The organism is Pseudoselenomonas ruminantium (assembly GCF_900142515.1).
GTDB classification, from domain to species: domain Bacteria; phylum Bacillota; class Negativicutes; order Selenomonadales; family Selenomonadaceae; genus Selenomonas_A; species Selenomonas_A ruminantium_D.
Window position 1 is genome coordinate 1 of record NZ_FRBC01000013.1, and the last position, 13692, is coordinate 13692.

Sequence of the window (13692 nt, forward strand, 5' to 3'; positions counted from 1 at the left end):
CCAAGAAATGGTCCATGCCCATCCGAAACTGGGGCAAAGTAAGGGGCGAACTGACCATTATGTACCCTGATAGATTACAACCGTAAAATACATCCATGCTGAAATCATAGAAGACCTTTTACAGACTTTTATTCACACCCGGGGCTGCGGACAAAAAGTTGGACTCTGATGGAGGAGATTAAGATGTCATTTTCATTAGAGCAGAAACAAAAAGCCTTGCAACTGTATGATGAAACGAAATCAGTAACCATGGTAATTGTTCGATTGGGATATCCAACACGTCAATGCCTGTATCGCTGGTTAAGAGAGAGAAACGCGCCTATAAAGTCTTTAAAAGTACGGAAGAAATTCATCAATACGGTAGAGCATCCTTTACATCCATCCGTGGAGACAAAATTAAATATCCTTCATCGTTGCTTTGAACTTGGAGAGAATGTACAATTAGTATCAGAAGAAACAGGTTATTCAAGAACCGCTATATACACATGGCGAAGACGATACATCAAGGAAGGACGATTGTCACTAATGAATTCGAAAGATATTCCCAGAGACAGCTTAAAAGAAAGCTCCCTAGAGACATCACAAAACGAATTGGATGCTTTGAAGCAAAAAATGCATGATATGCAACTGGAAATGGATATCTTAAAAGAAACGATTGCTGTATTAAAAAAAGACCCAGGCATCAATCTGGAACCGTTGAAAAATCGGGAAAAGGTAGTGATAATTGATGCCTTACAACAAAAATATTCACTACCAGAGCTTCTGCTAAAACTTGGCTTATCTAGAAGCAGTTATTATTACCAAAAGAAGATACAGAAACGTATTGACAAATATGCCAGCTTGAAAGAGAAAATTCGGAAAATATTTTTTGAGAACCGACAATGCTATGGATATCGTCGTATTTATGGAATCCTTCGCCGCGATGGGATTATCCTTTCCGAAAAGGTGATTCGGCGAATTATGTCCGAAGAAGGATTGAGAGTACCTGTTAAATCGCACAAAAGGTACTCTTCTTATCAAGGTGAAATAACTCCTTCCGTTGAAAATCTGCTAAATCGAGATTTTCATGCAGATGCACCGAATAAAAAATGGCTCACTGATATAACGGAATTATCCATAGCTGCCGGTAAGGTTTATTTGTCTGCTTTGGTAGATTGCTTTGATGGAATGATCGTTGCCTGGAAGTTGGGTACAAGTCCCAATGCCAATCTGGTGAACAGTATGTTGGAAGACGGTATTCGTCAACTTGGTCCTGGAGAACATCCTATTGTCCATACGGATCGAGGATGCCACTATCGCTGGCCCGGCTGGATTGAATGTATGGAAGCAGCCCATCTGACAAGGTCCATGTCAAAGAAGGGCTGCTCTCCTGATAATGCTGCTTGTGAAGGCTTTTGGGGCAGATTGAAAAACGAAATGTTTTATCCTGGATGTTGGACTGAAATCAGCATTGAAGAATTCATGAATGAGGTTGACTGCTATATTCGGTGGTATAATCAAGAGAGAATAAAAGAATCCCTTGGATATTTGAGTCCAAGGGAATATCGACAGAAATTAGGAATTATCGCATAATGATAGTCCAACTTTTTGTCCGCAGCCCCCCCTCGACTACTCTGCTCTCTTGCTTTGCCGTTTCCATACGTATATAATCAGCATTAAAGGTTAAATACGAAAACGGGAGGCGCAAAAAAAGCAACGCTGCAGAACCTTCAAACTCCCTGCAACGTGGCTGCCAAAATTAATCAGCATGGTTAGCATAACACGTTACAGGATTATTTTCAACAGATTTACACATATTGGTATTGGTATGTATAAAGAAGTTCTCGGTAAATTTTACCTGTATACAAACTCTTGTAATTCCATGGCCGTTTTCTTTTGCTTCATCATAATGCACATCCCGCCAAGAAAATTATTCCTTACTTGTATTATATCATACATAACTGGTTAGGATTTGTATACATTACGGTTTTGTACGGAAGAACCATTCGAGCCCGGAATATTCATGAGCCTAAGACATGGCCTTCCATACTGATGAATGATGAAGTTTCTTCCAACTCAATGATTGAGCGAAAATTAACGGATTAACTCTGGCCGTTGAGCTCCGCCGAGTGGCCGCTGGCAAACGCACCAGTGGCCGTTCGGCGACGCAAAGCGCAGAAAATCCATTTTTTAGAGATTGATTTTCAAAAAAGTCTACTCAACAAGCTGAAAATTGCAGATTAGTTAGCTGGATGAATAAACTGGAGTTAGATAATATATTAATTCACACCACAAACGTAACTTATTTCAACAACGCTAATCTAACAATACTGCGTAGCTTTCCATCAGCCATACATAATTCATCCTTAAAATAACCTTCCTGAATAAAACCAACGCTTACAAACAAAGCCAATTCATCTATACAATCAGCAAAAATATAGGCATATACTTTACGAAAGCCATGCTTCGAAAAAGCTTTTTCCACCAATAGCTTAACAGCATTTCTTTCCATGTTACCATTCCATTCGCTATCATAAGTAGGGAAAAAACCTAATTCACACTTCTTATTTATATAATCAAGATTTTTTAAATATCCTGTCGCAATCGGATACACACATTGTGGGAAATCATCATCATTTTTCTCTACCATGTATTGAAAACATTTCTTTGTTAATACATTATTTTCATAAAACACCAAATTAGATTCCATAGTTACCAAACTATCATCCATACAATGCCTACGAATATTATCATTATTACGCCAATCAACGATAAATTTTCCATCATCATATGTAATTTCTCTCAACCAGATAGACATAGCACATTCTCCTCATCATATATAATCATATATTATTCATCCAGCCGGCTAACCTGCAAATTTCAGCTTTTTGAGTAGACTTTTTTAAAATCATCTCTAAGAAACGGCTTTTCCGTTCAATCAGCACTTATGCATCATTAAAATAGGACAAACTTATTGTGTTGAATCTATTTTCCGCATTTTTTCAGATGTTAAAAAGTATTTTCAGTTGCACACTAAGCTACCGAACTCAACTGTAATATCCGCTTATGTATCAAATGGAATTCCTGCTAGTATGGGTAGGTGCTACAAAGACGGAAGCTTACACTGCCAACATGTTTTGTCAATCTGCCTGCTATCCTCATCAGACGTAAACGTAATTCATACGCTCGGAAAAACTGCCACTTCTGGCTCAAGCAGAGACGATAGAACAGGTTAAGAATACTGTAGGCCAGCAAGGCAATCTGTAGCCTATTGACATTCGTTCTGAATATTCCAGGCTCGAGTGATATATTCAGAATTCATATTGGAAACTCTCCTAACTAGATTTTTTAGGGCGCTTCGACGCCCTGGTATGTAATTCTAGTTTAGGGGAGTTTTCGTTATTTCTAAAACTTGGAATTTGTTCTTAACAGGAATGCTCCGTTTTTCTACACTACACCACTAATTTTCCGTATTCAATTACAGTTATCTCTCTTCTTACTACCATCATTAAATCTTTAATTTTATTATTGTCAAATAATTCATTGTCATTTAAATCATAAAGTTCTATATGTCCATCTGCATAAACAATCAATTTATATCCTTCAGGAAAAATAAACCCTTCAAAAGATTGTAATCTCTTTTCTTCGCCCAGTAGTTTATACAATCTTTGAAAATTCGGATTATATATTTGTGACCGACCAATTTTTATATAAGCCTTATCAAGTGGCTTGTATTCATTATTCTCCAAAAGAGAAATAATAACATCATTTATTGACATAATCGAATGAAGTATGTTGCAACTACCATTATTATGATATGACGATTTAACATAAAATGGAATGCGTATCCATTCCTCCCCACACTGTAAGTACTCTTTTTTTATATCTGTTAAAGTACTATTCACACTCATCAACAAGTTACCATGATCCGCATAAAATACAGCACTACATTTTATTTCTTTCAATAATGGGGCAATTACATCATCAATATACCGTAAAGCATCATCATGCTGTCTGACATAGTCCGTTCTTAACTTCCCCCCTCTCACCGGAAGCATATCAAATAGCAGTGCCGTACCTTCCGCTATCAAATTTCCCTTCGTATAAGGATTCGGAAAAGCAAAATGCGTTTCATACAAACCATGAATATAAAAAAGCCCATTTTTTACATTTTGTGCATCTAATATAAAATCCCAAAACTTCTGCGTAATAGTTCTAGATATTTCTGAATAGTGTATATTATTATGCTCAATATAATGAGCACCATCTGTGTAAAAAAATATATCTCTTTCTTGCCCCAATGCCGTTTGTATAAACCTGCAGTCATTTCCATCAACAAAACATTTGTCATAATATTTTGTCCGCATATCAGTGTTTTCGCTATAAGCGGGTATAAGGCTTTCATAGGTAGATGTAGAATACGAATATGTACTACTATAATTCATCCAATTATCAGCAAGATGTTTGCTTAATTTAGGTAACAAATCATTATTAACATCTCGAAATCTAAGGCCATCCATACACAGCATAAGCACGTTGTTTGGAGATATATTACTTGCACATTCTAACTCTAGGTTATATATCTCCTCAAAATCAATCATCATATATTTATAAGTCAGTTTTCCCGTAAAAGCGAAAGCCTCCTGACTATATTTGATGGCAGACTTAAAATCCTTAATATCCAAATATTTATTGATTATCTTAAAAAATATTTTATCTTTATCATCACTTATCTCCAATTCCTTCTGTAACCGATTTAATAAATGATAGTTATGAAAAGGGTGCGTTCCATAATAATAATTAGAGTGCAAATATATTCCTTGTTCACGAAGTTTTTCATATATATTTAACACCTTGATATCAGGATGATCTCTGTTAAGTTCATTAACTATCTGTTCCATATAATTATAGGATGATACCACGATAGCATCTATATTCTCTGACTTAATATCATCTTTATTTATAATCTTATAACCACTATCCATACCATCAATAAAATTATCAATAATAATGTTAATCTTTTTTAATTCAAAGACAAAATCTGATAACATTTTTTGGGTATGCGCACCATTACAATATATGGCTGGTTTTTTTACATCAACAAGAAACTTTTCTAATGAATCGCGAATTATTCTATTAATATTTCCCGATTCCAAGTTTTTTTTAAAACTATATTTGTTTAATATATAATAATAGTACTCTTCTAATTTGGTCATTAGATATCATCCTCCTACAATAGAATTATGAATTGGAAACGGATAGCTACCGTTCCTATCCACTTTATTGTCTAAGGTGGTAAAATAGTAAGTTAATGATAAACGGCATCACCATATAACTTACACGTCCCCGTGTCCCCCACAAAATATTGAATTAGCAATGAAGAGTATGGTCAATCATTGCAATTATATATTAAGGAGCTATGCAGATGTACACATTAAGAATTGATGTCTCTAAAAGCAGAAGTAAAGCAGCCGTGTTGGAACCGTTTGGTAAGACTGTACCCCCAATTTTACCAAGAACAGCTTGAACGACCTCGTAAACTATATAAATACATTATACAGCAAATGCCGCATTGTCTTGGAACACATAGCCAGTCCTATATAAAAGCATTTCAAATCACCACGTTATTGATAACATAGCATTATCATTTAGCCTGATTAGTTTTCTAATTTCCTTCCTAAATAAGTCATCTAACTTCCTTTTCTCGAGGGCAAATATCTGAGAACACCTAAGCATACTTAGTTGTATCTGTTATAGTTGATGGACCTAAATTAAGAAGTATATTTCTTTTATTGCTACCATTTAAATTAATGCTCCTTTACCGTTTCAAGTGCACTGCGTATAGCATTTAACCAAGCATAACCGTATCTCATATCTGGTTCAAGGTGTGATCCTTCTGCCCATTCATTCCAAGAACTGATAAAAATAAAGTCTTCTTCCATAGTGTGAATTTTTTTACTTTCTACCATTATATCCACGAGCCATACCTTTAAAATATCGGGCGTAATCCCCCAAATAATTCTAGCCCCTGTTTTTCCCTTTCGAGCTGTGTTGTCCCAACTAGTACAAGCACCACGAAAAAATTTTTTTGATATATGTTTGACAAAATATCTTTTTTCTGCAAAAAATTCCCTAGTATCAAGTATCGTTCCTCTGAAATGCGGATTGATATATCCTTTAGGATACAGCTTGTCAAAATAATTGAATTGGCACATATAATTAGGCTGATACTCAACCAATGCATCCCCCCCCCATTCATTAACATCTCCATCATAATAATTAGAACCTGTCGTAATAATAATATATAAGCCTTTATACCCCCTTTTAATTGCTTCTTTCTTCAACTTATCAATAAAAATCTTGAAAGCCGTACTGTCAAATATATTACAATTATATATTGATAAAACTGGCATATTATGAATCCTGATATATCTTTCATCTTCAAAGTATGGCTTAATCATATCAAAAAACGCACTGACATCTTTGGGTAAATCTTGTTTTATATGTGATTCAGCAAAGTCCCAATTACTAAAACTATCATCCCAAGTCATTCCCCAATCTTCAGTAGCCCAGTTGATAAAATAGTTAATCTCAATGTCCTTATGTTCCAGTATCAGCTTTATAGGTGTGTCTAGCATTTGTGTTTTTTCATTAAACCAATAGTAATGTATAGCAAAACCGTATATGCCATAAAATTTCGCAATTTCCGCCTGCCTTTTAATTGATTGATAATTTGATAAGTCATAATACCCCATATGATAAGGTATATGTGGTTGATAGTGACCGCAAAACTGAGGTAGAGCTTTACTGGAATTAGTCCATTCTGTAAACCCCATCCCGTGAAAACGATTATTGTAGTCTGTAACATAGTATTGAGGCAAATACCACGCAATTACCTTAGTATCTATATCAGTCCTTTTATAACCTTCTTGCAAAATACCAACATATTCTTTTTTTTCACCATATTGTATTTTGTCAATATATGAAACATATTCCTCATAGTCCTTGCTATCATATATTTTTTCATACATATCCATAATCAATATGGAATCATCACATAGTAAATCATTTATTCTACTTACAATTTCCTTATGATGCCATTCAGAGGCTACCAGTATTACATTCGTTTCTTTTACCACTTTATCCAGTTTTTCGACTATAATCCCATATTTTATTTTTCCAATCATCGGACTATCGTCTCTATCTACAAAAGAAACTAAATTATTTACGAGAGATCTATCAACTAGATATTCATATACCTTTTCTCCACATTCTCCAGTACCATATATTGATATTTTTTTTTCGTGAATTTGAGATACCATTCCCCATCTGTCTAAAATGTAATCAAAGTGTTCAAATTCAGTGTATAGATATTTCATAGTGAATCTCCAATAGAACCAAGTTATTCCATAGCGTAAATATTAATCCCTGGATATTCCATACAATTCGCTTCGATTTTTTTTATTAGAATAAACTTCCCATTTTTTCGGATAATATCATCACATTGTGGAGAGGCATAAATAATAATTATTTTTCTACTTCTTCTATTGTAACTATTCACTATATTATCTAGTACCATCTCAAACTGCTTACCCACAAATGGGTCGTAAAAGAAAAAATAATTATAGTCGTCAATTTCATATTTCAATTTGGTTGCATCGTCGTGGATTATCCTCGTAACATCCAAACCCATTTTTTCACAGTTTCTAACAGCTACGGAATATAAAACTTCATCATATTCTACACCACCAATTACATTAAACCCCACAAGAAACTTTAATAACAACAATACCCCCCCTTTTCCACAGCCATAATCAAATACAGCATCATCTTTTTTTATTAATAAAGAATCAAATGCTTCCATAAATTTATAATCATGGGAGCCCCAATGGAAATTATGGGACTCCTCACTAATTTTATTTGTCCCAGCTGTTGGTACGCTGGTAATATCTAACTCATAGGTATATTCAAGCCAGTTTTCAAATCCTAATACCTTTTGCTCTTTCCGCCCAAACCAAGTACCAATTTCATCATATTCTAGTCCACGTCTAAAACCATAAGATTCCAAAAATTTTTTCACATTTTCATCTGGAGGAAAAGACACTATAACTCTGGTATATCGGGGATTTAATGAACGAATAATATATGGTCTATAGGTGTATACACTATGATTCTTATCAACATTATAATCTACAATTTTGTTATTTCTTCTAAACACATAATTTATAAATTGTCCTGCAATACCTCCTCCCCAAACAACTACTGTATATCCATTACAAAAATCAAACATTTTTTCTGCTGCTTTGCAAAAATCATTTTTTATCTGATTATCCATTTCTGTACTCCTGCTCATGCTAAACCAGTGTCAAAAAAAACTATTTTTTACTAAAATACAGCTTTCATGAATATTCCAGGACCGAGTGGTTCATCCGCAAAAATCCGTTAGAAACGTAATTTCATCCCACCAATCTCCAATAAGCTTTTCCTTTAAGAGCGGCAATTTGCAGCGACCGTACATTACTCGCTTTACCATCTTAATCTTGTTATTGATCTCTTCAACAAAACCATTACTCAAATCGCTTACTATGGCATTGATCACAGCTTCTAAGTCTTGACTTAGGCCATCAGCCATAAAGTCCCCACTAAGCACATCTAAAAACACATTCTCCCGCTTAATGGTTAATAACAATATTTTTTACCCATATTTACGCACTAAATTAATAAGTGACTCAGCGATATATTCTCTATCCTCATCCGATACCCACCATCCAACAGGAATACATAAGTGGGTAGAATTAAATTTTTCCGCATTAGGTAATTCTGCCATAAAATCCGCAAACATTGAATGAGTATCATTTCTGGCGTGAACCTTCGAACTCATAATTCCAAGCTCATTAAGTTCATTCATAATCTTATCTCTATTATTAACATGAAGCGTATATAACCAATATGATGATTCACCCTTTTCATTTTCTGGCACTACTGTTATTTTATCATTTCCGGAGAATGCCCGATCGTAGAAATGCGCATTATCTCTTTGCCTGCCAACAATTTCATCTATGTGTGTAAAATTAGTCATCCCTATTACAGCCACGACATCATTCATGTGGAACTTATATCCAGCTTCAGCCACATCAATTTCACATCTTAAATCTATGCCTTCTCTTATAGTTCTATCGATTCCATACCATCTCAAAAGACATGCACGTTTATAATCGGCTTCACTCTTCATCATCAGAATACCACCATCTACACTTGTTATGCTCTTGATGGCCTGCAATGATATCGCGGTAAAATCACTATGATTTCCCACTCTTAACCCATCATATTTCATTCCCACTGCATGGGCAGCATCTTCAATTACTTTTATTCCATACTTTTTTCCTATTGTGTTAATTTCATTGACTTTGCAAGGATTTCCCCCCCAATGAACCATTACGATTGCTTTTGTCTTTTCTGTAATCTTATTTTCAATATCATGTGGATCAATATTTCCTGTTATTGGATCAACATCAGCCCACACTATCTTCGCACCATTTGCAATAATAGGAGTATTGGTCGCAGTACAAGTTATCGGTGTACTAATTACTTCATAATCACTACAAGTATCATAGCCCTTAGGCTCATTAGAATACAAACTCATATGATACGCCAAATGAAGTGCAGAAGTTCCATTGTTAAGGGTTGATACATACGGATTTCCGAAAAAATCTTTTAGTTTTTTCTCAAAAGCTTCAACTTTCGGACCTTCGCCTATCCAGCCGCTATGAATAACATCCAATAAAGGCTTATCTACTTCACTAGCCATATAAACTTTAAATAATGGAATCTTTTTCATTGTTATTACCCCCTAATACAAAATCATCCGTAAATATATTCATTCTATTCATTGCTCTATCTGCCAAAATTCTGGTGAGCGCAAACCGCAACTCTGGCAAGTAATCTATCTGCATCGCCTCACCTTGTACCATCATCTCCCTAAAGACTTTGTATAAATTGTTAACCTCATCTAGCGTACACTGTTCTCTAGGTAATTCTGTGACCACCTTACGTATTATATCAAATTGCAGTCCACTTAATTTAAAGCCACTACCTTTTATTGAATCCCGTTGAAATTCAGCATATCTTTGTGCTCTTTTTTCAGAGTTTTCCCGTCTCTGCACCTGGGTTACTTGTCCTTTATGTATTCTTTTTTTTATGAGAATTTCATCAATTCCCTTAATTGTGCCTTTTTTGGATGCATCCATATAAAATTTCATATCATGTATTCCATAACAATCTTCAAGATATCGTATTTTGTTTTTTATAACGAAATCTCGTTTATACATAACTGTGCAATCTGTAAAACATTTTTTTTGGAATAATTGGTACGCCTTTATCAATTTGGGATTTCTAAGCGGAGGTCCACTACACTGTATATAATCACTATTTTCATCTATTTCAATATCCGCACCACCCAAAACATCTATTTCAGGATGATGTTCAAGATAATCAACTTGAATCTTAAATCTATCCTTTAGAGCAACATCATCATCATCCAAAAGTGCAATATATTTTCCAGTACTTTTTTCTATACCTAAATTTGTGTTATAAGCTATCCCCCTGTTTCTAGTGTTTTGAATGAAATTTATCCTTTCATCGTTAAATGCATTTATAACCTCAACCGTTTTATCGGTAGAACAATCGTCTATTACAAACAACTCCCAGCAAGTATGTGTTTGGTCAATTATTGATTGTATTGCCTCTCCAATAAACCTTTCTCCATTATATGCTGGCATAATAACACTGACTTTTATATCATCATACATACCAATCACCCCAATCACCCCAATATTAATAATCAACACTTCTACAATTTCAAAAAACCATCCAAACGTGTTAAAATAATTTCTTTTACTCTCATAAAACTTTTTTCCTCTTCACTTGTTTTCCAAGTTCCACTTTCCCAATGAATAGATACTGTTTTATCAGAATAAAAGTCAGGTAATCCCTCTATTGTTTTAGGTGACATAACTTCACAAGGATATAAAACTACGCCCCCTTTCTTTTGATAATAATTTTCGATTTTAAATCCGTATTTTTTCATAACCGGATTAACAACTATGTTAAATGGTTTCTTTTCGGGCCTACCACTTGGCAATAAAAAGTGATTTTGGGACAGTGCGACCATCATATCTTTTACGACTGTACTTCCAGCAATAGCCCCAAAACCGCAACCTATATTTATTCTATCAGTACATCCCATATTAAAAAAAGCTTCATCATTTAAAAGTTTATCAAAACTAGCTATACATTCTACATCAGTATCAAGATATATACCTCCATGTTCAAAAACAATATCTAATCTCGCATAATTACTGGCAAAACTGTAGCACTTACTTTCATAAGCCTCTCTTACATAATCGCATTTCAAAAAATCATAATTACTTTCATTCCAACATATAATTTTGTAATCTGGATTATACTTTTTCCAGGTCTCAATATTGTCTTTAAATTCTTGAGGTAAAGGATTACCACCAATCCAGATATAATGGATTTTTTTAGGAATAATATGCTTACCATCAGAAAAAGAATAATTAGGAATATTTTCCTTAGTAGAACGAATAATAATTTGAAGAAAGCATTCCAAGCCATCTAATTCAGAATTTTTATCTAAATCAGCTACTATATCAGGACCATAAAATGATGAAGTGATCATCAGCAAGCTATTATCTACACCATACTTTGTCATATGCTGCAAAAGTAAATCCTTGCCTCCGATAAAAACCTCTTTATTATTATGCTGAATACTCTTCCCCCACAATCTCCTATTATTATCCAAAATTAGTTGTACATCTTGTCCCTCAAAATAAATATCCAAACAGCTTTCCAGTGCGCGACCTGCTCCCCATATATATATTTTTTTACCTCGGGCATATTTTCTAAATTCAACTGATCCAAAATTTTTTATACTTAACATATATCATAATCCCTCAACTTGATAACCTTTCACTTATATACGCCATTAATTTTAACAAAAAACTAAATCATCTTCGCTTTATTTCTTTGTCTACTTATTTATCACGACTATTTCTTTTTCCGTACAACATCTTATTTTACATATCTTGAGACATAGCACATCATTCAATATGTAATCATTCAACCGAGAATTATAAATATATTTGCAAGTACACAAACCTTTGCGTAAATATGCCCTTCCTACCAAAAGGCCACTATACTTTCCTCCCTCCATCCTAATTTTTTTAATTGCTTAACTATAGTATCTTCAGAATCTCTTATTGCAATGATAATCAAGACATTGTCATTAATAGATATACTCGCAGGCTGTTTAATCGGAACCCCCTGATAGTTATCTCCCCATTTATTTTTATCATTATCCAAAAAAGTATGTACTTTTATACCATTGTCTTTTAAAAATACGTATGCCCTCTTCCCTCTTGCTCCACCACCAAAAATCATACATAATTTATCGCAACATTGCTGGAGTAAATATTTTTTTTTACGTTCTTTATCATTATATTTAACCTTTACGTAATCTCTATACGATTCCAAAGAATGTATCGAGAGCAATAAAGCCCCCCACCATTCTTTTGGAAAAACACGTTCTGAAATCATATTTTTTTCTATAAACCTTCTTATCACCAGCCTAATTTTTTTATAGTAATCTATCCATGATGTATTAGTTATATCAAACCTTGTATTAACCAAAGACCGTTCCAATTCTGTTATAAATACATACGATATTCTATTTGCCACGTAATTCCGATACAATTTCCACTCTAATTTCCTTGATAATTCACTCATATGAAATAAAAACTCATATTCTTGATATATATTACGTAGCCAACTTGATTGATTTGATGACGACTCCATCCGGTCAGTACGATAATAATATAGCATAGCATCACTATATACTACACGCTTTGCCAAAAGATGTACCTGTTGTATAAATCCAATATCCTGATATGCCGCGCCTAGAGATTCATTCATAACTATGTTATTTTTAAGTAAAAATTCACGTTTATAAATTGCCCCCCACAAATATGAATCATATAAATGGATGTAGTTAGGTAAAGTATCATTACTCAAGCACATATGATATAGTTTATGTTCTTCATCATCAAATAAATGATTATCATAAAATACTTTTTCTCCACATTCATCGACCCAAAAGCCTTTATTATCAGCTTTATAAACATCTGCTCCGAATTTCTCAGCCTGACCATATAAATACGATAGCATTGAAGGATGTGTATAATCATCTGTTTCAACAATACTTATATATTTCCCAACAGCCTCACGAATACCACAATTAACTTGGTATCCATAACTTTTAATAGGTGAGTTAATAATTCTAATTCGTTTATCATTTTTTGCACATTCAAAAAGAATTTCTCGTGTTCCATCTGTCGAACCAGCATCGATACATATTATTTCAATATTCTTCATATCTTGATCGATTACAGACTTAATACATTCATAAATATAATCTGCAACATTAAATGACGGCATTACAACACTAACACTAATATTGGCCATATCCATCCTCACTCTTTTTCTATAAAGCACAACAGTCATCAATTGTAACAGATAATTCTTTTGTCAAATCACGACTAAAAATCTCCATACCAATTTACTCTACTTATATTTATTGTTTGAAATACAATTCATTTACTAAATCATCCTTATCTTTATTTTCAAAAACACACCATT

General features: G+C 33.9%; 11 protein-coding genes. 1 reads left to right on the forward strand and 10 read right to left on the reverse strand.

The features are described 5' to 3' along the window. The first annotated feature begins 183 nt into the window (after positions 1-183). Positions 184-1572: an IS3 family transposase gene (locus BUB68_RS07735; RefSeq protein ID WP_073089751.1), complete on the forward strand. Its 1389-nt coding sequence runs from the start codon at positions 184-186 to the stop codon at positions 1570-1572. Between the two features lie 709 nt (positions 1573-2281). On the opposite strand, the gene BUB68_RS07740 is transcribed toward BUB68_RS07735, so the two are convergent. The 10 genes from BUB68_RS07740 to BUB68_RS07785 all read right to left on the reverse strand — a co-directional run bounded on the left by BUB68_RS07740 (position 2282) and on the right by BUB68_RS07785 (position 13518). Further along, positions 2282-2797 (reverse strand): GNAT family N-acetyltransferase, encoded by a 516-nt coding sequence (locus BUB68_RS07740; RefSeq protein ID WP_073089752.1) that lies wholly within the window; start codon positions 2795-2797, stop codon positions 2282-2284. 269 nt (positions 2798-3066) lie between these two features. After that, a complete protein-coding gene (locus BUB68_RS15805; protein WP_081371908.1) occupies positions 3067-3297 on the reverse strand; it encodes a transposase in 231 nt (76 codons plus the stop codon). 134 nt (positions 3298-3431) lie between these two features. Then, positions 3432-5195 carry a sulfatase-like hydrolase/transferase gene (locus tag BUB68_RS07750; protein WP_073089753.1) on the reverse strand — a complete coding sequence of 588 codons (1764 nt, stop codon included), beginning with the start codon at positions 5193-5195 and terminating at the stop codon, positions 3432-3434. 591 nt (positions 5196-5786) lie between these two features. Next, the gene (locus tag BUB68_RS07755; RefSeq protein WP_073089754.1) at positions 5787-7358 is read right to left on the reverse strand and encodes a glycosyltransferase WbsX family protein; all 1572 of its coding nucleotides are present in this window, start codon (positions 7356-7358) and stop codon (positions 5787-5789) included. A gap of 23 nt (positions 7359-7381) precedes the next feature. Next, the gene (locus BUB68_RS07760; RefSeq protein WP_073089755.1) at positions 7382-8314 is read right to left on the reverse strand and encodes a TRM11 family methyltransferase; all 933 of its coding nucleotides are present in this window, start codon (positions 8312-8314) and stop codon (positions 7382-7384) included. A 90-nt stretch (positions 8315-8404) separates the two neighbouring features. Beyond that, positions 8405-8668 (reverse strand): transposase, encoded by a 264-nt coding sequence (locus BUB68_RS07765; RefSeq protein WP_081371909.1) that lies wholly within the window; start codon positions 8666-8668, stop codon positions 8405-8407. 6 nt (positions 8669-8674) lie between these two features. Beyond that, positions 8675-9817, reverse strand: coding sequence for a DegT/DnrJ/EryC1/StrS family aminotransferase (locus BUB68_RS07770; protein ID WP_073089757.1), 1143 nt, complete (start codon positions 9815-9817; stop codon positions 8675-8677). Then, positions 9795-10826 (reverse strand): glycosyltransferase family 2 protein, encoded by a 1032-nt coding sequence (locus tag BUB68_RS07775; protein ID WP_073089758.1) that lies wholly within the window; start codon positions 10824-10826, stop codon positions 9795-9797. The genes BUB68_RS07770 and BUB68_RS07775 overlap by 23 nt, the downstream gene beginning before the upstream one ends. Positions 10827-10828: 2 nt before the next feature. Further along, complete coding sequence (locus tag BUB68_RS07780) at positions 10829-11938, reverse strand: glycosyltransferase family 32 protein (protein ID WP_073089761.1); 1110 nt, start codon at positions 11936-11938, stop codon at positions 10829-10831. Between the two features lie 239 nt (positions 11939-12177). After that, complete coding sequence (locus BUB68_RS07785) at positions 12178-13518, reverse strand: glycosyltransferase family 2 protein (protein WP_073089762.1); 1341 nt, start codon at positions 13516-13518, stop codon at positions 12178-12180. Between the last annotated feature and the right edge of the window lie 174 nt (positions 13519-13692).

Bases quoted from the DNA above. Each gene is read 5' to 3' on its own strand.
- BUB68_RS07735 (WP_073089751.1), top strand. From the start codon at position 184: ATGTCATTTTCATTAGAGCAGAAACAAAAAGCCTTGCAACTGTATGAT.
- BUB68_RS07740 (WP_073089752.1), bottom strand. From the start codon at position 2,797: ATGTCTATCTGGTTGAGAGAAATTACATATGATGATGGAAAATTTATC.
- BUB68_RS07750 (WP_073089753.1), bottom strand. From the start codon at position 5,195: ATGACCAAATTAGAAGAGTACTATTATTATATATTAAACAAATATAGT.
- BUB68_RS07755 (WP_073089754.1), bottom strand. From the start codon at position 7,358: ATGAAATATCTATACACTGAATTTGAACACTTTGATTACATTTTAGAC.
- BUB68_RS07760 (WP_073089755.1), bottom strand. From the start codon at position 8,314: ATGGATAATCAGATAAAAAATGATTTTTGCAAAGCAGCAGAAAAAATG.
- BUB68_RS07770 (WP_073089757.1), bottom strand. From the start codon at position 9,817: ATGAAAAAGATTCCATTATTTAAAGTTTATATGGCTAGTGAAGTAGAT.
- BUB68_RS07780 (WP_073089761.1), bottom strand. From the start codon at position 11,938: ATGTTAAGTATAAAAAATTTTGGATCAGTTGAATTTAGAAAATATGCC.
- BUB68_RS07785 (WP_073089762.1), bottom strand. From the start codon at position 13,518: ATGGCCAATATTAGTGTTAGTGTTGTAATGCCGTCATTTAATGTTGCA.